Source organism: Pseudomonas sp. UYEF17 (assembly GCF_040546125.1).
In the GTDB taxonomy this organism is placed as follows: Bacteria; Pseudomonadota; Gammaproteobacteria; order Pseudomonadales; family Pseudomonadaceae; genus Aquipseudomonas; species Aquipseudomonas putida_Z.
The window spans coordinates 527054-549170 of record NZ_JBEPNE010000002.1 but is presented as its reverse complement, the minus strand read 5'-3'; the positions used below and the strand labels follow the sequence as shown (position 1 = coordinate 549170).

The 22117-nt window shown below is 64.2% G+C and carries 18 protein-coding genes and 1 pseudogene; 8 read left to right on the top strand and 11 right to left on the bottom strand.

Features of this window, described 5'->3' with window-relative positions; translation table 11 throughout:
* The 9 genes and pseudogenes from ABIB24_RS05380 to rpsB form a co-directional block, all read right to left on the bottom strand.
* Positions 1–176, bottom strand: a pseudogene (locus tag ABIB24_RS05380) (POTRA domain-containing protein); the annotation flags it as partial.
* 74 nt (positions 177–250) lie between these two features.
* Positions 251–1603: an RIP metalloprotease RseP gene (gene rseP / locus ABIB24_RS05375; protein WP_137163168.1), complete on the bottom strand. Its 1353-nt coding sequence runs from the start codon at positions 1601–1603 to the stop codon at positions 251–253.
* 71 nt (positions 1604–1674) lie between these two features.
* Positions 1675–2865, bottom strand: coding sequence for a 1-deoxy-D-xylulose-5-phosphate reductoisomerase (ispC, locus tag ABIB24_RS05370; RefSeq protein WP_354316187.1), 1191 nt, complete (start codon positions 2863–2865; stop codon positions 1675–1677).
* Positions 2862–3677 carry a phosphatidate cytidylyltransferase gene (locus ABIB24_RS05365; protein ID WP_137163166.1) on the bottom strand — a complete coding sequence of 272 codons (816 nt, stop codon included), beginning with the start codon at positions 3675–3677 and terminating at the stop codon, positions 2862–2864. Before ABIB24_RS05365 ends, ispC begins: the two co-directional genes overlap by 4 nt.
* Complete coding sequence (uppS, locus tag ABIB24_RS05360; RefSeq protein WP_015269194.1) at positions 3677–4432, bottom strand: polyprenyl diphosphate synthase; 756 nt, start codon at positions 4430–4432, stop codon at positions 3677–3679. Before uppS ends, ABIB24_RS05365 begins: the two co-directional genes overlap by 1 nt.
* 15 nt (positions 4433–4447) lie before the next feature.
* Positions 4448–5005, bottom strand: a complete 558-nt coding sequence (gene frr, locus ABIB24_RS05355) for a ribosome recycling factor (protein WP_025337974.1) — start codon at positions 5003–5005, stop codon at positions 4448–4450.
* Entirely contained in the window at positions 5002–5745 is a 744-nt protein-coding gene (pyrH, locus tag ABIB24_RS05350; protein WP_003252294.1) for a UMP kinase, read from the bottom strand. Before pyrH ends, frr begins: the two co-directional genes overlap by 4 nt.
* Before the next feature lie 180 nt (positions 5746–5925).
* The gene (tsf, locus tag ABIB24_RS05345) at positions 5926–6789 is read right to left on the bottom strand and encodes a translation elongation factor Ts (protein WP_013971250.1); all 864 of its coding nucleotides are present in this window, start codon (positions 6787–6789) and stop codon (positions 5926–5928) included.
* A 186-nt stretch (positions 6790–6975) separates the two neighbouring features.
* Positions 6976–7713: a 30S ribosomal protein S2 gene (gene rpsB, locus ABIB24_RS05340; RefSeq protein ID WP_003252287.1), complete on the bottom strand. Its 738-nt coding sequence runs from the start codon at positions 7711–7713 to the stop codon at positions 6976–6978.
* 346 nt (positions 7714–8059) lie between these two features.
* Here rpsB and map point away from each other — a divergent pair, with 346 nt between their 5' ends.
* Genes map through dapC form a run of 3 tightly spaced genes read left to right on the top strand, consistent with a single transcriptional unit; the run spans position 8060 to position 12814 of the window.
* A complete protein-coding gene (gene map / locus ABIB24_RS05335) occupies positions 8060–8842 on the top strand; it encodes a type I methionyl aminopeptidase (protein WP_025337973.1) in 783 nt (260 codons plus the stop codon).
* A 42-nt stretch (positions 8843–8884) separates the two neighbouring features.
* Complete coding sequence (locus ABIB24_RS05330; RefSeq protein WP_274119682.1) at positions 8885–11587, top strand: [protein-PII] uridylyltransferase; 2703 nt, start codon at positions 8885–8887, stop codon at positions 11585–11587.
* 30 nt (positions 11588–11617) lie between these two features.
* Positions 11618–12814 carry a succinyldiaminopimelate transaminase gene (gene dapC / locus ABIB24_RS05325; protein ID WP_354316186.1) on the top strand — a complete coding sequence of 399 codons (1197 nt, stop codon included), beginning with the start codon at positions 11618–11620 and terminating at the stop codon, positions 12812–12814.
* Between the two features lie 151 nt (positions 12815–12965).
* Here the strand turns inward: dapC and ABIB24_RS05320 are convergent, their stop codons facing one another.
* The gene (locus ABIB24_RS05320) at positions 12966–14612 is read right to left on the bottom strand and encodes a Na+/H+ antiporter (RefSeq protein ID WP_013971247.1); all 1647 of its coding nucleotides are present in this window, start codon (positions 14610–14612) and stop codon (positions 12966–12968) included.
* A 563-nt stretch (positions 14613–15175) separates the two neighbouring features.
* Between ABIB24_RS05320 and ABIB24_RS05315 the strand changes: the two genes are divergently transcribed.
* The 4 genes from ABIB24_RS05315 to ABIB24_RS05300 all read left to right on the top strand — a co-directional run bounded on the left by ABIB24_RS05315 (position 15176) and on the right by ABIB24_RS05300 (position 18322).
* Positions 15176–15523: an ArsC family reductase gene (locus tag ABIB24_RS05315; protein WP_025337970.1), complete on the top strand. Its 348-nt coding sequence runs from the start codon at positions 15176–15178 to the stop codon at positions 15521–15523.
* Positions 15524–15554: 31 nt separating this feature from the next.
* On the top strand, positions 15555–16589 hold the full coding sequence (gene dapD, locus ABIB24_RS05310; RefSeq protein WP_025337969.1) for a 2,3,4,5-tetrahydropyridine-2,6-dicarboxylate N-succinyltransferase: 1035 nt from the start codon (positions 15555–15557) through the stop codon (positions 16587–16589).
* A 120-nt stretch (positions 16590–16709) separates the two neighbouring features.
* A complete protein-coding gene (locus tag ABIB24_RS05305; protein ID WP_137163164.1) occupies positions 16710–17915 on the top strand; it encodes a cysteine desulfurase in 1206 nt (401 codons plus the stop codon).
* Positions 17912–18322, top strand: a complete 411-nt coding sequence (locus ABIB24_RS05300) for a SufE family protein (RefSeq protein WP_274079239.1) — start codon at positions 17912–17914, stop codon at positions 18320–18322. The genes ABIB24_RS05305 and ABIB24_RS05300 overlap by 4 nt, the downstream gene beginning before the upstream one ends.
* A gap of 212 nt (positions 18323–18534) precedes the next feature.
* Here the strand turns inward: ABIB24_RS05300 and tcdA are convergent, their stop codons facing one another.
* Positions 18535–19344: a tRNA cyclic N6-threonylcarbamoyladenosine(37) synthase TcdA gene (gene tcdA, locus ABIB24_RS05295; RefSeq protein WP_167506581.1), complete on the bottom strand. Its 810-nt coding sequence runs from the start codon at positions 19342–19344 to the stop codon at positions 18535–18537.
* Between the two features lie 119 nt (positions 19345–19463).
* On the opposite strand from tcdA, the gene ABIB24_RS05290 reads away from it, so the two are divergent.
* Entirely contained in the window at positions 19464–22055 is a 2592-nt protein-coding gene (locus ABIB24_RS05290; protein ID WP_274079238.1) for a glycosyltransferase, read from the top strand.
* Positions 22056–22117 lie beyond the last annotated feature (62 nt).

The window sequence follows — 22117 nt, the reverse complement described above, 5'->3', positions numbered from 1 at the left end:
ACCAGTCGGCGGTCATCGGCCTGGTCGCCGACGTTCAGCGGCAAGGCACCGAAGACACTGCCGGCGGAAACCCGCTGCAGGCCGTTGACGCGGATATCGGAGATGGTGAAGGACTCGGCGTGAACTTCAGCGATCATCAGTGCGGACATGACCGCAGTTAGCAGCAGACGTTTCATGAAGTCCTTTTATTCCAACTGGCAATAAACAGCCCGCCGCAACAAGACGGCAGGTTTCGCAATTGAGCGAAGCTTTATAGTCGACCCAGATCGTTGATCAGGGCGAGCAACATCACCCCTATGACCAAACTGATACCGATCTGGACCCCCCAACCTTGCACCCGATCCGACAGCGGACGACCGCGCGCCCACTCGACCAGGTAAAACAGCAAATGCCCCCCATCCAGAACCGGGATGGGCAGCAGGTTAAGAACCCCCAGGCTTATGCTCAGGTAGGCCAGGAAATTCAGGAAATCCCCCACGCCGGACTGGGCTGAAGCGCCCGCCACTTTAGCAATGGTTATCGGTCCGCTCAAGTTTTTTACCGAGAGCTCCCCGAACAGCATTTTCTTCAGCGATTCAAGGGTCAGGACGCTCATGTTCCAGGTGCGTGACAAGCCCTCACCCACCGCATCCAGCGGGCCGTAGCTGACTTCGCGGAGCATGTTGGCAGGCCATTCGCCACCTTTTACCCCGGCGCCAAGATAGCCGCCGGCCGCCTTGCCCTCGCCCTTGCGCGCCAGGGTGACCGGGACGTCCAGCGCAGCACCATCGCGCTCGACACGCACCACAACCTTGGCTTGCGGGCGGGCCCGCACGGCATCGACCACCTGCTGCCATTCGCTCACTGCCACGCCATCGAGGGCCAGCAGCTTGTCACCGGTTTTAAGGCCCGCAGCGGCAGCCGGCCCCTTCGGATCGATCTCGGCCAACACCGGCACGATCGCCGGGCGCCAAGGGTGCAGCCCAAGGGACTGGATCGGGTCCGGCTCGTCGGCGCCCTTGAGCCAGCTGTCCAGCTTCACCTGCAGCTGGCGCTCGGCGCTGGCGCCCTCTTCACGCACGCCAACCTGCAGGGTGCCGCTCTCGCCCAGGCGGCGAACCAGTTGCAGGTTGACTGCAGACCAACCATTGGTCGGCTTGCCGTCGACGGAGACTATTTCCTGACCTGCGGTCAGGCCTGCCGATGCTGCCAGGCTGCCGGCATCGACCGCACCGATCACCGGGCGGATCTGCTGGGTACCCAGCATCGCCAGCACCCAGAAGAACAGGATGGCCAGCAGGAAGTTGGCAACCGGGCCCGCCGCGACGATCGCGATGCGCTGGCGCACGGACTTGCGGTTGAACGACTGCTCGATCAGCGCCGGCGGCACGTCACCCTCGCGCTCGTCGAGCATCTTGACGTAACCACCCAGCGGGATCGCAGCGACCACGAACTCGGTGCCATGGCGGTCATGCCAGCGCAGCAGCGGCGTGCCGAAGCCCACCGAGAAGCGCAGCACCTTGACACCGCAGCGGCGTGCCACCCAGAAGTGGCCGAATTCATGGAAAGTGACCAGTACACCCAAGGCTACGAGGGTGCCGATAATCATGTAGAGCGCTGTCATATCCATCTCCGAATGATGTTCAGCGGGCTGGCATCATGCCCAGCCCCCTCGTGAACCGTGGCGGGCCTGCATCAGCGACCGTGACGCCTCAGCCACTCACGGGAAAGCTCCCGGGCACGCTGGTCGGCGGCGAACACCGCATCCAGCGACGGCAGCGGTACGACGGGCTCCTGATCGAGCACCTGTTCGATCATACCCGCGATCTCCGGGAAGCGGATACGCCGCTGGAGAAATGCCTCGACCGCAACCTCGTTGGCCGCATTGAGCACGGCCGGTGCGCTGTTGCCGGCCTCGGCAGCCTGCCGCGCCAGGCGCAGGCAAGGGAAGCGCTGTTCGTCGGGCGCCTGGAAATCCAGACGGGCGATGGCAAACAGGTCCAGCGGTGCCACCCCGGAATCGATCCGCTCGGGCCAGGCCAGGGCGTTGGCGATGGGTGTGCGCATGTCCGGGTTACCCAGCTGCGCCAGCACCGAACCGTCGACATAATCCACCAGGGAGTGGATCACGCTCTGCGGGTGCACCACCACCTCGACCTTGGCCGGTGCCGCATCGAACAACCAGCAGGCCTCGATCAGTTCCAGGCCCTTGTTCATCATGCTCGCCGAATCCACGGAAATCTTGCGCCCCATGGACCAGTTGGGGTGCGCGCAGGCCTGTTCCGGGGTGACATCCAGCAGCGCCTCGACGGGGGTCTCGCGGAACGGGCCACCGGAGGCGGTGAGCAGGATCCGGCGTACGCCGACGGCACTCAGGCCGCGCGCGTAGTCGCCGGGCATGCATTGGAAAATCGCATTGTGCTCGCTGTCGATCGGCAGCAGCACGGCGCCACTGCGCCGCACTGCCTCCATGAACAGCGCGCCGGACATCACCAGCGCCTCCTTGTTGGCCAGCAACACCTTCTTGCCCGCCTCGACCGCCGCCAGGGTGGGGCGCAGGCCGGCGGCGCCGACGATGGCCGCCATCACTGCGTCCACTTCCGACGCAGAAGCCACCTGGCACAGCCCGGCCTCGCCTTCCAGCACCTCGGTAGCGCAGCCCGCCGCTACCAGGCTTTCGCGCAGTCGCGCGGCCGCCTCGGCGCTCGGCACCACGGCGAATGCCGGGCGATGGCGCACGCACAGGACCTGCAATTCGTCGATACGCGAATAGCCACTCAGGGCGAACACCTGGTAGCGGTCGGGATGGCGCGCGATGACATCCAGCGTGCTCAGGCCGATGGAGCCGGTGGCCCCGAGCACGGTAATACGCTGCGGACGACTCACATCACACCCCATTCGGCGGCCCACAGCAGCACGGCGAAAATCGGGATCGCCGCAGTCAGGCTGTCGATGCGGTCGAGCACCCCGCCATGGCCGGGCAACAGGTTGCTGCTGTCCTTGATGCCGGAACGGCGCTTGAACATGCTTTCGGTCAGGTCACCGACCACCGAAGACATGACCACCAGCGCGGCACCCAGCAGGCCCAGCAGGATCTGGCCGAAGCCCCAGTCGCGGCTGATACCGACCACCAGGGTGATCACCAGGCTGACCGCCAGGCCGCCATACACGCCTTCCCAGCTCTTGCCGGGGCTGACCTGAGGCGCCAGCTTGCGCTTGCCGAAGGCACGTCCGGAGAAGTACGCGCCAATATCGGCAGCCCACACCAACACCATGACCGACAGGATCAGCCAGTTACCCAGCGGCCAGTGCTTGAGCAGCACCAGCCCCTGCCAGGCCGGCAGCAATACCAGCAGGCCGATCAGCAACCGGCAGGCGGCACTGGCCCACAGCTCGCTGCTGCGCGGGTAGGTAAGCACCAGCCAGGTGGCCAACCCCCACCAGATCACCGCAGCGCCCAGCACCCAGGGCGCCAGCTCCGGAAGGATGTACAGCAACATCAGCGCTCCGGCGACGACCACGGCATAGGCGATGCGCAGTGGCTGGGCCATGAGCCCGGCCAGGCGCGCCCACTCCCAGGCGCCGAGGGTCACCACGAAGCCGATGAACAGGGCGAAATCCCCACCGTTGAGCAGGAAGAAGCCACCCAGCGCGATCGGCAGCAGGATCAGCGCGGTAATGATGCGTTGTTTAAGCATTAAGCACGAGCTCCAGCCTCGACCTGCTCGCTGGTCTTACCGAAGCGGCGCTGGCGCGAAGCGAAATCGGCCAGGGCGTTGCGCATGGCCTCGTGTTTGAAGTCCGGCCAGTACAGGTCGGAGAAGTACAGCTCGGCGTAGGCCAGCTGCCACAACAGGAAGTTGCTGATGCGGTGCTCGCCACCAGTGCGGATGCACAGGTCCGGCAGCGGCAGCTCGCCGGTTGCCAGGCAGGTCTGCAGCAGGCCCGGGGTGATGTCTTCCGGGCGCAGGTGCCCGGCTTGCACTTCCCGCGCCAGCCGCTGGGCGGCCTGGGCGATGTCCCACTGGCCACCGTAGTTGGCCGCGATCTGCAGGATGAAGCGGTTGTTGCCGGCGGTGAGCGCCTCGGCCTCGCGCATGGCGGCTTGCAGCTCGGGATGGAAACGCGAACGGTCACCGATGATACGCAGGCTGATGTTGTTCTCGTTGAGGCGCTTGGCCTCGCGGCGCAGGGCCGAGAAGAACAGCTCCATCAGCGCACCGACCTCTTCGGCGGGACGCTGCCAGTTCTCACTGGAGAAGGCGAACAGGGTCAGCACCTCGACCCCGGACTCGGCACAGACTTCGATGACCGCGCGAACGGCGTCGACACCCGCCTTGTGCCCGGCAACGCCGGGCAACAGGCGCTTTTTCGCCCAGCGGTTGTTGCCATCCATGATGATCGCGACATGACGCGGCACCGAGGACGGCGCCGCTGGCTTGGTCTTTTCCATTAAAAAACCCCGGCCTTAGACGGCCATCAGGTCCTTTTCCTTGGCTTTGAAGGCGGCATCGACCTCGGCAACGTACTTGTCGGTCAGTTTCTGGATCTCGTCAGCGGCGCGACGCTCTTCGTCTTCGCTGATTTCCTTGTCCTTGGTCAGCTTCTTCAGGTCGGCCAGGGCGTCACGGCGCACGTTGCGCACGGCTACCTTGGCATCCTCGGCAACGCCGCTGGCCTGCTTGGTGTAGCCCTTGCGGGTTTCCTCGGTCAGGGCCGGCATCGGCACACGGATGGTGGTGCCGGCGCTGGACGGGTTCAGGCCCAGGTCGGAGGTGAGGATGGCCTTCTCGATGGCGGCGCTGAGGTTCTTGTCGTGGGCGACGATCTTCAGGGTGCGGGCATCTTCGACGGTGATCGCGGCCACCTGGTTCAGCGGCATCTCGCTACCCCAGGCCGGGACCTTGACGCTGTCCAGGATGCTCGGGTGGGCGCGACCGGTGCGGATTGCCGCCAGGTTGCGGGCCAGGGCCTCGAGGGACTTGGTCATGCGCTCCTGCGCGTCTTTCTTGATGTCGTTGATCATGCTTGGCCTTCCTCGATCAGAGTACCTTCAGCGCCACCCACCACGATGTTCAGCAGGGCGCCAGGCTTGTTCATGTTGAATACCCGCAATGGCATCTTGTGGTCACGGCACAGGCAGATTGCGGTCAGGTCCATCACACCCAGCTTGCGATCCAGGACCTCGTCGTAGGTCAGGTGATCGAACTTCTCGGCATGCGGGTCCTTGAATGGATCGGCAGTGTACACACCATCGACCTTGGTCGCCTTCAGCACCACGTCGGCATCGATTTCGATGGCGCGCAGGCAGGCCGCGGAGTCGGTGGTGAAGAACGGGTTGCCGGTACCGGCGGAGAAAATTACCACATCCCCGGAGTTGAGGTGGCGAATAGCTTTGCGACGATCGTAATGATCGGTGACACCGACCATGGAAATGGCCGACATGACCAGGGCCGGGATGTTCGAGCGCTCCAGCGCGTCGCGCATGGCCAGGCCGTTCATCACGGTGGCCAGCATGCCCATGTGGTCACCGGTGACGCGGTCCATGCCGGCTGCGCTGAGCGCGGCGCCGCGGAACAGGTTGCCACCACCGATCACCAGGCCGACCTGGACACCGATCCCTACCAGCTGGCCAACTTCGAGGGCCATGCGATCCAGCACTTTCGGGTCGATCCCGAAGTCTTCCGAGCCCATCAGGGCCTCGCCGCTAAGTTTGAGCAAAATGCGTTTATAGCGAGGTTGGCGACCACTCACCTGCTGAGCCATTGCGAGTCTCTCCTGCGGCGTACTTTTAGAAAATTCGTGCGGACTGTTTGCAGCCTGCTAACTGTAGCGTGGCACCGTTTTGGTGCCAGCGGCGGCAGGTTTTATAAACCCTTCGCCGTTTTGACAAAGAGGCTGCGCGCGTGAGCGGGCAGCCTCTTCGGGGCGACAGACGGGGCTGTCTTACTGCTTGGCAGCAGCTACCTGAGCGGCAACTTCAGCAGCGAAGTCGTCGACTGGCTTCTCGATGCCTTCGCCTACTTTGAAGTAGGTGAAGGAAACGATTTCAGCACCGGCTTTCTTGGCCAGCTCGCCAACCTTGACTTCCGGGTTCATGACGAAGGCTTGCTCGACCAGCGAGGCTTCGGCCAGGAACTTCGAGATACGACCTTTGATCATGTTCTCGACGATGTTTTCCGGCTTGCCGGCGATCTTGTCAGCGTTCAGCTGCAGGAAGACGCCCTTCTCGCGCTCGATGGCTTCGGCCGATACTTCCGACGGCAGCAGGAACTCAGGGTTCGAAGCTGCAACGTGCATGGCGATGTTCTTGGCCAGATCGACGTCGCCGCCTTTCAGGACAACGGCAGCGCCGATCTTGTTGCCGTGCAGGTAGGCACCGACAACGTCACCTTCAACGCGCACCAGGCGACGGATGTTGACGTTCTCGCCGCACTTGGCAACCAGGGCTTCACGAGCAGCTTCACGCGAGGCGATCAGCGGAGCAGCGTCGGTCAGCTTCTGGGCGAAGGCTTCTTCGATGCTGTCGGCAACGAAGTTCTTGAAGTCGTCTTGCAGGGCCAGGAAGTCGGTCTGCGAGTTCACTTCCAGCAGGACGGCGGATTTACCGTCGGTCTTGACGGCGATAGCGCCTTCAGCAGCGACGTTGCCAGCCTTTTTGGCGGCCTTGATGGCGCCCGAGGCACGCATGTCGTCAATGGCTTTTTCGATGTCGCCGCCGGCCTTTTCCAGGGCCTTCTTGCAATCCATCATGCCTTCGCCGGTACGCTCGCGCAGTTCTTTGACCAGCGCTGCAGTAATTGCTGCCATTTCAAAATCCTCTTGGAAAGTTTTTCAACCATTCCACCCGTTCGTCACGGGCGTTCAATTCTGCAAATCCGCTGTGTTTATCTCAGCGAGCCCATGATGCGGGGCCGATGCTGACAGCAGGATTTCAAGGTGGCAAAAAGGGGGCAGAGCCCCCTTTTTGCGTGCCAAGTCGACGCTAGCGTCTAATTACTCGGCAGCAGGTGCAGCCGCTTCTTCAGCGTAAACTTCGGTGCCGCCGGCAACGTTGTTACGGCCGCGGATGACTGCGTCAGCCATCGAAGTCATGTACAGCTCGATAGCGCGGATGGCGTCATCGTTACCTGGGATGATGTAGTCAACACCTTCCGGGCTGCTGTTGGTATCGACAACGCCGATAACCGGGATGCCCAGCTTGTTGGCTTCGGTGATCGCGATGCGCTCGTGATCAACGTCGATAACGAACAGAGCGTCTGGCAGACCGCCCATGTCCTTGATGCCGCCCAGGCTGCGATCCAGTTTTTCCAGGTCGCGGGAGCGCATCAGGGCTTCTTTCTTGGTCAGCTTGGCGAAAGTGCCGTCTTCGGCCTGGGTTTCCAGGTCGCGCAGACGCTTGATCGAAGCGCGGATGGTCTTGTAGTTGGTCAGCATGCCGCCCAACCAACGGTGGTCAACGTACGGCGAACCGCAACGAGCAGCTTGCTCGGCGACGATCTTGCCGGCGGAACGCTTGGTGCCGACGAACAGGATCTTGTTCTTGCCCTGGGCCAGGCGCTCTACGAACGACAGAGCGTCGTTGAACATTGGCAGGGTTTTTTCCAGGTTGACGATGTGGATCTTGTTACGCGCGCCGAAAATGTACTTGCCCATTTTCGGGTTCCAGTAACGGGTCTGGTGGCCGAAGTGCACACCGGCCTTCAGCATATCGCGCATGTTGACTTGGGACATGATAGTTCCTTGATAAGTCGGGTTGGGCCTCCACGTATCCCAATGACCAACCCGCGAATTCTGCAACTCGGGGCACCCAGGTCATCGTGTCGACACGTGTGTGGGTTAAGTGCTGACGGGGTCGTCCCCGAAAGCGGCGCATTTTATACCACAGACCGCGGCCGAACGGAACCCGGATACTGTTGCGTCCGTCAGCGGTTTTTGCAGCACCCCGGCTTTCGCGCCAGAATGCCAGCTGTAGACAGCAGCATGGCCGCCTTTATCCCGACCGATCGGCGCCCTGCTCTGCTAGAATCCGGCCTTTCCCGTTTGTTCGCGCCGCATGCGGCGCTGTAGAGAGCCTGTAATGACCGTCACCATCAAGACCGCAGAAGACATCGAGAAGATGCGCATCGCTGGCCGCCTGGCCGCCGACGTGCTGGAAATGATCGAGGAACACGTCAAGCCCGGTGTCACCACCGAAGAGCTGGACCGCCTGTGCCACGACTACATCGTCAACGTCCAGCAGGCCATCCCGGCACCGCTCAACTACAAGGGCTACCCGAAGTCGATCTGCACCTCGATCAACCATGTGGTCTGCCACGGCATCCCCAACGACAAGCCGCTCAAGGACGGTGACACGCTGAACATCGACGTCACCGTGATCAAGGACGGCTACCACGGCGACACCAGCCGCATGTTCCACGTCGGCACCGTGCCGGTATGGGCCGAGCGCCTGTCCAAGGTCACCCAGGAGTGCATGTACAAGGCCATCGAACTGGTCAAGCCGGGCTGCCGCCTGGGCGACATCGGCGAAGTGATCCAGAAGCACGCTGAAAAGAACGGCTTCTCGGTGGTGCGCGAGTTCTGCGGCCATGGCATCGGCAAGGTGTTCCACGAAGAGCCGCAGATCCTGCACTACGGCCGCGCCGGCACCGGCATGGAGCTGAAGGAAGGCATGACCTTCACCATCGAGCCGATGATCAACCAGGGCAAGGCCGACACCAAGGTGCTGGGCGACGGCTGGACCGCCATCACCAAGGACCGCAAGCTCTCGGCCCAGTGGGAGCACACCCTGGTGGTGACCGCGACCGGCTACGAGATCTTCACCCTGCGCAAGGACGACACCATCCCGCGCACCTCGGCCTGACCGCACTCCCACAGGCCACCCCCACGACAGGAACGTGACGCGATGCCCCAGGTGGACCCCGAGCTGTTCGACCGCGGCCAGTTCCAGGCGGAACTGGCCCTCAAGGCGAGCCCCATCGCCGCCTTCAAGAAAGCCATCCGCCAGGCCGGCGAGGTGCTTGACAAGCGTTTCCGCAGTGGCAGCGAAATCCGCCCACTGATCGAGGCCCGCGCCTGGCTCGTCGACAACATCCTGCAACAGGCCTGGAACCAGTTCGACTGGGGCGACCAGAGCGGCATCGCCCTGGTCGCGGTGGGTGGCTACGGGCGCGGTGAGCTGCACCCGCATTCGGACATCGACCTGCTGATCCTGCTGGGTGCTGCCGAACACGAGCAGTATCGCGATGCCATCGAGCGGTTTCTCACCCTGCTGTGGGACATCGGCCTGGAAGTGGGCCAGAGCGTGCGCACCGTCGACGAGTGCGCCGAGCAGGCCCGTGCCGACCTGACGGTCATCACCAACCTGATGGAAAGCCGCACCATTGCCGGCCCCGAGGCCCTGCGCCAGCGCATGCTGGAGGTGACCAGCACTGCGCACATGTGGCCGAGCAAGGACTTCTTCCTGGCCAAGCGGGCCGAACTCAAGGCCCGCCACCACAAGTACAACGACACCGAGTACAACCTCGAACCCAATGTGAAAGGTTCGCCCGGCGGCCTGCGCGACATCCAGACAGTGCTGTGGGTGGCCCGCCGCCAGTACGGCACCCTCAACCTGCACGCGCTGGCCGGCGAAGGTTTCCTGCTGGAAAGCGAGAACGAACTGCTGGCTTCGTCCCAGGACTTCCTGTGGAGGGTGCGCTACGCCTTGCACATGCTGGCCGGGCGCGCCGAGGATCGCCTGCTGTTCGACCACCAGCGCAGCATCGCCGCGCTGCTGGGCTACAGCGACGACAACCCCAAGCGGGCGATCGAGCAGTTCATGCAGCAGTACTACCGGGTGGTGATGAGCATCAGCCAGCTGTGCGACCTGATCATCCAGCACTTCGAGGAGGTCATCCTCGCCGATGACGACAGCGGCACTACCCAGCCGCTGAACGCGCGCTTCCGCCTGCATGACGGCTACATAGAAGCGGCCAGGCCGAACGTGTTCAAGCGCACGCCGTTCGCCATGCTGGAAATCTTCGTGCTGATGGCCCAGCACCCCGAGATCAAGGGCGTACGCGCCGATACCGTGCGGCTGCTGCGCGAGCACCGGCACCTGATCGACGATACCTTCCGCACCGATATCCGCAACACCAGCCTGTTCATCGAGCTGTTCAAGTGCGAAATCGGCATCCACCGCAACCTGCGGCGGATGAACCGCTACGGCATCCTCGGCCGCTACCTGCCGGAGTTCGGCCTGATCGTCGGGCAGATGCAGCACGACCTGTTCCACATCTATACGGTCGATGCGCACACCCTCAACCTCATCAAGCACCTGCGCAAGCTGCAATACACGCCGGTGTCCGAGAAATTCCCGCTGGCCAGCAAGCTCATGGGCCGCCTGCCCAAGCCCGAGCTGATCTACCTGGCCGGCCTGTACCACGACATCGGCAAGGGCCGCCAGGGCGACCATTCCGAGCTGGGCGCCGTGGATGCGCAGAAGTTCTGCGAGCGCCACCAGTTGCCAGCCTGGGACAGCCGGCTGATCGTCTGGCTGGTGCAGAACCACCTGGTGATGTCGACCACCGCCCAGCGCAAGGACCTGTCCGACCCTCAGGTGATCAACGATTTTGCCCTGCACGTGGGCGACGAGACGCGCCTGGACTACCTGTACGTGCTGACCGTGGCCGATATCAACGCCACCAACCCCAGCCTGTGGAACTCGTGGCGGGCCAGCCTGCTGCGCCAGCTGTACACCGAGACCAAGCGCGCCCTGCGCCGTGGCCTGGAAAACCCGCTGGACCGCGAGGAGCAGATTCGCCAGACCCAATCGGCGGCGCTGGATATCCTGGTGCGCGAAGGCACCGACCCGGACGACGTCGAGCAGCTGTGGTCGCAGCTGGGCGATGACTACTTCCTCAAGCACACCGCCGCCGACGTGGCCTGGCACAGTGACGCGATCCTCCAGCAGCCGGCCGATGGCGGGCCGCTGGTGCTGATCAAGGAAACCACCCAGCGCGAGTTCGAGGGTGGCACGCAGATCTTCATCTATGCCCCCGACCAGCACGACTTTTTCGCCGTGACGGTGGCGGCCATGTCGCAGCTGAACCTGAACATTCATGACGCGCGGATCATCACCTCGAGCAGCCAGTTCACCCTCGACACCTACATCGTGCTGGACAACGACGGCGGCTCGATCGGCGACAACCCGCAGCGGGTCAAGCAGATTCGCGACGGCCTGACCGAAGCGCTGCGCAACCCCGAGGACTACCCGACCATCATCCAGCGCCGGGTACCGCGCCAGCTCAAGCACTTCGACTTCCCGCCACAGGTGACCATCCTCAACGATGCCCAGCGGCCGGTGACCATCCTCGAAATCACCGCGCCCGACCGCCCAGGCCTGCTGGCCCGGCTGGGGCGGATCTTCCTGGAGTTCGACCTGTCGCTGCAGAACGCCAAGATCGCCACCCTTGGCGAGCGGGTGGAAGACGTGTTCTTCATCACCGATGCCGACAACCAGCCGCTGTCCGACCCACAGCTGTGCAGCCGACTGCAGGAAGCCATCGTCCAGCAGCTGCAGGCCGGCCAGGCCAGCGATGCCAGCCCCACCCGCGTGACCTTTTAACGACTAGACGATTGACGAGACCTTGCGCCGATGAACCATGCCTTGACCCAGCTTCAGCCCTACCCGTTCGAGAAACTCCGTGCCCTGCTGGGCAGCGTTGCACCTGCGGCGGACAAGCGCGCCATCGCCCTGTCGATCGGTGAGCCGAAGCACGAATCGCCGGCGTTCGTCGCCCAGGCCATGGCCGATAACCTCGACAAGCTGGCGGTGTACCCGAGCACCATCGGCCTGCCCGCCCTGCGCCAGGCCATTGGCCAGTGGTGCGAGCGGCGCTTCGGCGTACCGGCCGGCTGGCTGGATGCCGACCGCCACATCCTGCCGGTCAACGGCACCCGTGAAGCGCTGTTCGCCTTCACCCAGGCCGTGATCAACCGCGCCGATGACGGCCTGGTGGTCAGCCCCAACCCGTTCTACCAGATCTACGAAGGCGCAGCGCTGCTGGCCGGTGCCACCCCGCACTACCTGCCGTGCCTGGAAAGCAACGGTTTCAACCCCGACTTCGACGCCGTGCCGGCTGAAGTGTGGAAGCGTTGCCAGATCCTGTTCCTGTGCTCGCCGGGCAACCCCACCGGCGCACTGGTGCCGATGGACACCCTGAAGAAGCTGATTGCCCTGGCCGACGAGCACGACTTCGTGATTGCCGCCGACGAGTGCTACAGCGAGCTGTACTTCGACGAGGATGCCCCGCCACCAGGCCTGCTGACTGCCTGTGCGGAACTGGGCCGCAGCGACTTCAAGCGCTGCGTGGTATTCCACAGCCTGTCCAAGCGCTCCAACCTGCCGGGCCTGCGCTCGGGCTTCGTCGCCGGTGACGCCGAGATCATCAAGCCGTTCCTGCTGTACCGTACCTATCACGGCTGCGCCATGCCGGTACAAACCCAGCTGGCCAGCATCGCTGCCTGGCAGGACGAGGCGCATGTGCGCGAGAACCGCGACCAGTACCGCGCCAAGTACGATGCCGTGCTGGATATCCTGCAGCCGGTGCTGGACGTGCAGCGCCCGGATGGCAGCTTCTACCTGTGGGCCAAGGTGCCCGGCGGCGATGCCGAGTTCACTCGCGACCTGTTCGAGGCCCAGCATGTGACGGTGGTGCCGGGGTCGTACCTGTCGCGCGAAGTGGATGGCGTGAACCCGGGCGCCGGGCGTGTGCGCATGGCACTGGTTGCACCGCTGGCCGAGTGCATCGAGGCGGCGGAGCGGATTCGCGAGTTCCTGCAGAACCGCTGATTCGACAGGGGCCGTACAACTCTCGAGTGTTGTGCAGTACCTGTAGGAGCGGGTTTACCCGCGAACACCGGCACAGCCGGTGCCATGCACCGCGTCGCCTGATTCGCGGGTAAACCCGCTCCCACAGGGCCGCAAAGCGGCCCCCTGCGGTCTACCTGACTGACCCTAGGTTCGCTTCACTCATATCCAGCTCACCCAGCACCTGCCGCACCACTTCATCCCCCACCAGATGCTGGCGATGCAGCTCATACAGCTCCAGCCGCTGCGCCCGCAGCGCCCGCAAGCGCAAACGCCGCTCCAGCAGGTCCATCTGCTCGGCCAGCGCCTTGGCTTCGGCACTGTCGTTGTAGCTGTCCAGCTCATCGCGGTATTCCGCCATCAAGCGCGCCTTCAACTCGGTCGCCAGGGTCGCCTGCGCGGCATCCTGCGGCGCATTGCTGTCGATCACTTCCTCTGCCTCCAGCGCATGGATCGCCGCCTCGGCCGTGCGTCGCCAGGCCTCCTGCACTTCCTGGTGCAAGCGCTCGTCCGGGCTCTTGGTCACCCCGCGCAGCAACAGCGGCAACGCGATACAGGCACTGATCAACGACAGCAGAATCACCCCGGCCGCAATGAAGATCAGCAGGTCACGCTCCGGGAAGGCCTTGCCTGCTCCCATCAACAACGGAATCGACATCACGCCGGCCAGGGTGACCGCACCGCGCACACCACCCAGGGTCAGCAACCAGCAGGAGCGCGCCGTGGGCATCAGCACCAGCGCCGGCTTGCCGCGCCAGCGGCGTACCACACCGATCGAGCGCCAGATGCTCTGGACCCAGATGAACCGCAGCAAGATCAGCGCCACAAAGATCGCCACCACGTCCAGGCAGCGCCAGGCCAGGGTCGGCCAAACGGTGGGCTCATGGCTGACCACGGCCTTGATGATGTCCGGCAACTGCAAGCCCAGCAGCAGGAAGATCAGGCCGTTGAAAGCGAACTCCAGCAGTGACCACACGCTGCGGTTGAGCAGGCGCGTGCTGGTCTGCCGTGGCAGCAGGTCGAGCCAGCTCTGCATCATGCCAGCCGCTACCGCCGAAAGGATGCCCGACACGCCCAGGCGCTCGGCCAGCACGTAGGCAGCGAACGGCAGCAGCAACATGAACACCACGTGGGTGGCCGGGTCGTCCCAGCCGCGAGCGATCATCCAGGCACGCAGGCGGCCGATCAGCCAGCTGAGTGCCACGCCCACCGCCAGGCCGCCCAGGGCGACCAGTACGAAGCTGAAGCTTGCGTCGGTCAGCGAGAACACCCCGGTGATCGCCGCCGCCAGGGCGAACTTGAAGGTCACCAGGCCCGAGGCATCGTTCATCAGGGCCTCGCCCTGGAGCATGTGCATCAGCGGGGTGGGCAGGCGGTCCTGGGTAATGGCCGAAACCGCCACGGCGTCGGTTGGCGACAACACTGCGGCCAGGGCGAAGGCCACGGGCAGCGGGATGCTCGGCAGCAGCCAGTGAATGAAGTAACCGGCCCCGACCACGGTAAACAGCACCAGGCCCACGGCCAGCGCCACCACCGGCCCACGAATGCGCCACAACTCGCGCTTGGGAATGCGCCAGCCGTCGGCGAACAGCAACGGCGGCAGGAACAGGAACAGGAACAGCTCGGGGTCCAGTGCCACATGCAGGCCCAGTGTCGGCCACGCAAGCAAGGCGCCGGCGGCGATCTGTACCAGCGGCAAGGGCAGCGGAATCATGCGGCCGACCAGCTTCGACACGCTGACCAGCGTCAGCAGGATGAGGACGGTGTAGGCGGACTGCATCCGGGAAAGCTTCCTTTGTGAACCAGAAACGACAACAGGGCGAAACATCGCCATTGAAACAATATGTTAGCGGCGATGGGGGAATCGGGGCCGCTGCACGATAGTCGCAGGTGGCGGTTGAATATGTAACATGATGATACTGCGGTTTGTCGGTGGCGCAGGCTCGACCCCTTATCGCCCGGCAGATGCATGCCTGAGTCTTGCAGTGCCTGTGAGATCGAGCGCCGCCCGCGCGGCGCTTCGCAGCACAAGGCTGCTCCTACATCTGTTTCGGGCCAATTAATCCTGTGAGGTTTGTGCGCGAACGCTTTGGCGTATGGCTCGATATCGCGTTGTACGAACAAGGCGGTCGCGTGCACTGGCACAGGCGTTACTGGCCCGAAACAGATGTAGGAGCAGCCTTGTGCTGCGAAGCGCCGCGCGGGCGGCGCTCGGTCTCCGACACACTGCAAGACCCAAGACATGCACACCCGTGGCGCTCACAGGATCGTTCCCGCATAATCCCGCGACTGAAATCGGAAAACGGAGAGATTGGGGCAGCCTGTGATCCCCAATGTACACAAATGACCTACACGCTCTACGGCATCAAAGCCTGTGACACCATGAAAAAGGCACGTACCTGGCTCGAAGACCAGGCCATCGCCTACGAATTCCACGACTACAAGGCCCAAGGCATCGACCGTGACAGCCTGAACCGCTGGTGCGACGAACACGGCTGGGAAGTCATCCTCAACCGTGCCGGCACCACCTTCCGCAAGCTGGACGACGCCAGCAAGGCCGACCTCGACCAGGCCAAGGCCGTCGAGCTGATGCTGGCCCAGCCGTCGATGATCAAGCGCCCGGTGCTCGACCTTGGCGCGCGCACTCTGGTCGGCTTCAAGCCCGACCTGTACGCCGCTGCCCTGGCCTGAGCCCCTACCCTATTTCGCACGAGGTAATCACATGTCCAATACCCTGTTCAGCCTGGCCTTCGGTGTCGGCTCCCAGAACCGCCAGGGCGCCTGGCTGGAAGTGTTCTACGCACAACCGCTGCTCAACCCGAGCGCCGAACTGGTCGCTGCAGTAGCCCCTGTTCTCGGTTACCAAGGTGGCAACCAGGCCATCGCCTTCAGCAACGCCCAGGCCGCGCAACTGGCCGAAGCTGTGAAAGGCGTGGATGCCGCCCAGGCCGCCCTGCTGACCCGCCTGGCCGAAAGCCACAAGCCGCTGGTCGCCACCCTGCTGGCCGAAGACGCCGCGCTGACCTCGACCCCAGAGGCCTACCTCAAGCTGCACCTGCTGTCGCACCGCCTGGTCAAGCCGCACGGCGTGAGCCTGGCCGGCATCTTCCCGCTGCTGCCGAACGTGGCCTGGACCAACCAGGGCGCGGTCGACCTGGCCGAACTCGCCGAACTGCAACTGGAAGCGCGCCTGAAGGGCGAGCTGCTGGAAGTGTTCTCGGTGGACAAGTTCCCGAAAATGACCGACTACGTGGTCCCGGCCGGCGTGCGTATCGCCGACACCGCCCGCGTGCGCCTGGGCGCCTACATCGGCGAAGGCACCACCATCATGCACGAAGGCTTCGTCAACTTTAATGCTGGCACCGAAGGCCCGGGCATGATCGAAGGCCGCGTTTCCGCTGGCGTATTCGTCGGCAAGGGCTCGGACCTGGGCGGTGGCTGCTCGACCATGGGCACCCTGTCCGGTGGCGGCAACATCGTCATCAAGGTTGGCGAAGGCTGCCTGATCGGCGCCAACGCCGGTATCGGCATTCCGCTGGGCGACCGCAACACCGTCGAAGCCGGCCTGTACATCACCGCCGGTACCAAGGTGAACCTGCTGGACGAGAACAACCAGCTGGTCAAAGTGGTCAAGGCCCGCGACCTGGCCGGCCAGACCGACCTGCTGTTCCGCCGCAACTCGCTGAACGGCGCGGTGGAGTGCAAGACCCACAAGTCGGCCATCGAGCTGAACGAGGCGCTGCACGCGCACAACTGAGAACCCTTCAACCGCTGCCGGAGCGAGCTTACTCGCGAACAGCGGATTCTCAGCGTTTGAAATGTTAAGATCGGGTCTGGCACCACGCCAGACCCGATTTTCATTCCAGGCCCCGCGACCATGTTTCAGCCCTCCCCCTGGCGTGCCGATTTTCCCGCCATCGCCGCCCTGCAACGGCAGCACCAGACCTACCTGGACAGCGCCGCCACCACCCAGAAGCCGCAAGCCCTGCTCGATGCCCTGAGCCATTACTACGGCCATGGCGCGGCCAACGTGCACCGTGCCCAGCACTTGCCCGGCGCACTGGCGACCCAGGCCTTCGAAACCAGCCGCGACAAGGTTGCCGCCTGGCTCAATGCGGCAGACTCGCGGCAGATCATCTTCACCCACGGTGCCACTTCGGCGCTGAACCTGCTGGCCTATGGCCTGGAACACCGCTTCGAGGCCGGTGACGAAATTGCCGTCAGTGCCCTGGAGCACCATGCCAACCTGCTGCCCTGGCAACAACTGGCGCGCCGGCGCAACCTGCGCCTGGTGGTGCTGCCGCTGGATGCCCATGGCCGCATCGACCTGGACCAGGCGCTGCAACTGATCGGCCCGCGCACCCGGGTGCTGGCGGTGAGCCAGCTGTCCAACGTACTGGGTACCTGGCAGCCGCTGCCGGCGCTGCTGGCCCATGCCCGCGCCCAAGGCGCGCTGACCGTTGTCGACGGTGCCCAGGGCGTGGTGCATGGCCGCCATGATGTGCAACAGCTTGGCTGCGACTTCTATGTGTTCTCCAGCCACAAGCTGTACGGCCCGGAAGGCGTCGGTGTGCTGTACGGCCGCAGCCAGGCGCTGGAACTGCTGCACCACTGGCAGTTCGGTGGCGAGATGGTGCAACTGGCCGAATACCACAGCGCCAGCTTCCGCCCGGCGCCGCTGGGGTTCGAGGCAGGCACGCCGCCGATCGCCGGGGTGATCGGCCTGGGTGCAACCCTGGACTACCTGGCCAGCCTCGATGCCCAGGCGCTCGAAGCCCATGAAACCAGCCTGCACCAGTACCTGCTGCGTGGCCTGGCGGACCGCGATGGCGTTCGCATCCTGGGCACGCCACAGGCGGCCCTTGCCAGTTTCGTCATCGACGGCGTGCATAACGCCGACATCGCCCACCTGCTGACCGAGCAAGGCATTGCCGTGCGTGCCGGGCACCACTGTGCCATGCCGCTGCTGCAGGGCCTGGGCCTGGAGGGCGCAATCCGCGTGTCATTGGGGCTGTATAACGACAGCGATGACTTGCAGCGTTTCTTCGCGGCGCTGGATCAAGGCCTGGAGCTGTTGCGATGACCGTGCCGGATCAGGCGCGCCAGGCGCTGGAAGCTTTCGAGCAGGGCAAGGGCTGGGAACAGCGTGCGCGGCTTCTGATGCAGTGGGGCGACCGGCTGGAACCGCTGGCTGACACTGAAAAGACCGAGGCCAACCGGGTGCATGGCTGCGAAAGCCTGGTATGGCTGGTGGCCGAGCAGGTCGAGGGCCTGTGGCGGTTCAAGGCCAGCAGTGATGCACGCCTGTTGCGTGGGCTGCTGGCGTTGTTGCTGGTGCGGGTGCAGGGATTGGCCAGTGAAGAGCTCGCCGGGCTCGATCTGCGTGAGTGGTTCACTCAGCTGGGCCTGGAGCGCCAGCTTTCGCCGTCGCGCAGCAATGGCCTGCATGCGGTGTTGCAGCGGATGGCGGAGCTGGCGTCCAACCGTTGAATCGGTGCTGGCCTCTTCGCGGGCTCGCCCGCTCCCACAGTTATCGCGTGGCGTTTTGGCTGGCGCTTTACCTGTAGGAGCGGCCTTGTGTCGCGAAAGGGCCGCAAAGCGGCCCCGTCAATCTCTGTGGCGAAACTGGGAACCTGGGGCCGCTACGCGCCCCTTTCGCGACACAAGGCCGCTCCTACAAGGACCGAGTGGGCCAGAAGCAGTTATTCAGGCTTGACCCGCTCCGAAGGTCGCCGCGCCCCCGCTACCAGTTTTTCCACCGCCTTGCTCGCCGCCACCATGCCAAAGGTCGCGGTCACCATCATCACCGCGCCAAAGCCTCCCGCGCAGTCCAACCGCACGCCCTCACCCACGAAGCTTTTCTGCAGGCAAACGCTGCCATCGCCCTTGGGGTAGCGCAGCTGTTCGCTGGAGAACACGCATGGCACGCCATAGTTGCGGCTGACATTGCGCGAGAAGTTGTAGTCGCGACGCAGGGTGGAACGCACCCGCGAGGCCAGCGGGTCGTTGAAGGTCTTGTTCAGGTCGGCGATCTGGATCTGTGTCGGGTCGATCTGCCCACCGGCGCCCCCCGTGGTGACGATGGCGATCTTGCGCCGCCGGCACCAGGCAATCAGCGCCGCCTTGGCCATGACGCTGTCGATGCAGTCGATCACACAGTCTAGGTTCTCGGTAATGTACTCGACCATGGTGTCGCGGGTGACGAAGTCGGCCACTGCATGCACCGTGCACGCCGGGTTGATCGCCCGCAGGCGCTCGGCCATGACCTCGACCTTGGGCCGCCCCACCTGCCCATCCAGGGCATGGGCCTGGCGGTTGGTGTTGCTCACGCACACATCGTCGAGGTCGAACAGGGTGATCTCGCCCACGCCACTGCGGGCCAGCGCTTCCGCCGCCCACGAGCCTACCCCGCCAATACCGACCACGGCCACATGGGCCTGGCCCAGACGGTGCAGCCCCTGGTCGCCATACAGCCGGGCAACGCCGGCGAAGCGTGGATCTTCTGTGCTCATGTTCATACCCCAAAAAACCGGCGCGCATTATATGCCAGCGGGCCCATGGCCTGCATCGTTAGGAAAGAGACTACCAACCCTGCTTTAATGTCCTATCACTTCGACACATATGGACGACAATGTCTTCACGTAAATTCGGCCTGAACCTGGTCGTGGTCCTGGCCATCGCCGCGTTGTTCACCGGGTTCTGGGCACTGATCAACCGCCCGGTCTCCGCCCCCGCCTGGCCAGAACAGATCTCTGGATTCTCGTATTCACCGTTCCGTCTGGGCGAAAGCCCGCAGAAGGGCCAGTACCCCAGTGACGACGAGATGCGCCAGGACCTGGAGCAGTTGAGCAAACTGACCGACAGCATCCGGATCTACACCGTGGAGGGCACCCAGGCGGATATCCCGCGCCTGGCCGAGGAATTCGGCCTGCGGGTGACGCTGGGCATCTGGATCAGCCCGGACCTGGAGCGCAACGAACGCGAAATCGCCACGGCCATCCAGCTGGCCAACACCTCGCGCAGCGTGGTGCGGGTTGTGGTCGGTAACGAGGCATTGTTCCGCGAAGAAGTCACCCCGGAAAACCTGATCAAGTACCTGGACCGGGTACGCGCAGCGGTCAAGGTGCCGGTGACCACCAGTGAGCAGTGGCACATCTGGAAGGAAAACCCGCAGCTGGCCAAGCACGTCGACCTGATTGCCGCGCACATCCTGCCGTACTGGGAGTTCGTGCCGATGAAGGATTCGGTCGAGTTCGTGCTCGACCGCGCCCGCGAACTGAAGCACCAGTTCCCGCGCAAACCCCTGCTGCTGTCGGAAGTCGGCTGGCCGAGCAACGGCCGCATGCGCGGCGGCGCCGATGCCACCCAGGCCGACCAGGCCATCTACCTGCGTACCCTGGTCAACACCCTCAACCGCCGTGGTTACAATTACTTCGTCATCGAGGCCTACGACCAGCCGTGGAAGGCCAGCGACGAAGGCTCGGTCGGCGCCTACTGGGGCGTGTACAACGCCGAACGCCAGCAAAAATTCAACTTTGACGGCCCGGTGGTGGCGATCCCGCAATGGCGCGCCCTGGCGGTTGCCTCGGTGGTGCTGGCGATGATTGCCCTGATGGTGCTGTTCATCGACGGTTCGGCCCTGCGCCAGCGCGGCCGCACCTTCCTGACCTTCATCACCTTCCTGTGCGGGTCGGTGCTGGTATGGATCGCCTACGACTACAGCCAGCAATACAGCACCTGGTTCAGCCTGACCGTGGGCGTGCTGCTGGCCCTCGGCGCGCTGGGCGTGTTCATCGTGCTGCTGACCGAGGCCCACGAACTGGCCGAGGCGGTATGGATACACAAGCGCCGGCGCGAATTCCTGCCGGTGCAGGCCGACAGCGCCTACCGGCCCAAGGTATCGGTGCATGTGCCGTGCTACAACGAGCCGCCGGAGATGGTCAAACAGACCCTCGATGCCCTGGCCGCGCTGGACTACCCCGACTACGAAGTGCTGGTGATCGACAACAACACCAAGGACCCGGCCGTGTGGGAGCCGCTCAAGGCCCATTGCGAGAAGCTCGGCGAGCGCTTCAGGTTCTTCCACGTCGCGCCCCTGGCCGGTTTCAAGGGCGGCGCACTGAACTACCTGATCCCGCACACCGCCAAGGACGCCGAAGTGATCGCGGTGATCGACTCGGACTACTGCGTCGACCGCAACTGGCTCAAGCACATGGTGCCGCACTTCGCCGACCCGAAGATTGCCGTGGTGCAGTCGCCGCAGGACTACCGAGACCAGCACGAAAGCGCCTTCAAGAAGCTGTGCTACAGCGAGTACAAGGGCTTCTTCCACATCGGCATGGTCACCCGCAACGACCGTGACGCGATCATCCAGCACGGCACCATGACCATGACCCGGCGCAGCGTGCTGGAAGAGCTGGGCTGGGCCGAGTGGTGCATCTGCGAGGACGCCGAACTGGGCTTGCGGGTATTCGAGAAGGGCCTGTCGGCCGCCTACGCCCACAACAGCTACGGCAAGGGCCTGATGCCCGACACCTTCATCGACTTCAAGAAGCAACGCTTCCGCTGGGCCTATGGCGCCATCCAGATTATCAAGCACCACGCCAGCGCCCTGCTGCGCGGCAAGGGCAGCGAGCTGACCCGCGGCCAGCGCTACCACTTCCTGGCCGGCTGGCTGCCGTGGATCGCCGATGGCATGAACATCTTCTTCACCATCGGCGCGCTGCTGTGGTCGGCGGCGATGATCATCGTGCCGCACCGGGTCGACCCGCCGCTGATGATCTTTGCCATTCCGCCGCTGGCACTGTTCTTCTTCAAGGTCGGCAAGATCGTCTTCCTCTACCGCCGCGCGGTAGGGGTGAACCTGAAGGATGCCTTTGCTGCGGCGCTGGCCGGGCTGGCGCTGTCGCACACCATCGCCAAGGCGGTGCTGTACGGGTTCTTCACCAGCAGCATGCCGTTCTTCCGCACACCGAAGAACGCCGACAGCCACGGGCTGCTGGTGGCGATTTCCGAGGCGCGGGAAGAGCTGTTCATCATGTTGCTGCTGTGGGGCGCAGCGCTGGGCATCTACCTGGTACAGGGGCTGCCGAGCTCGGACATGCGCTTCTGGGTGGCGATGTTGCTGGTGCAGTCGTTGCCTTATGTGGCGGCGCTGGTGATGGCGTTCCTGTCTTCGCTGCCCAAGCCTGGGGAAAAGGCCGTCGAGGCGCAGCAGGCTTGAGAATGCCGGGGGCGCTTTGCGCCCCTATCGCGACACAAGGCCGCTCCTACAGGGGATCGCAT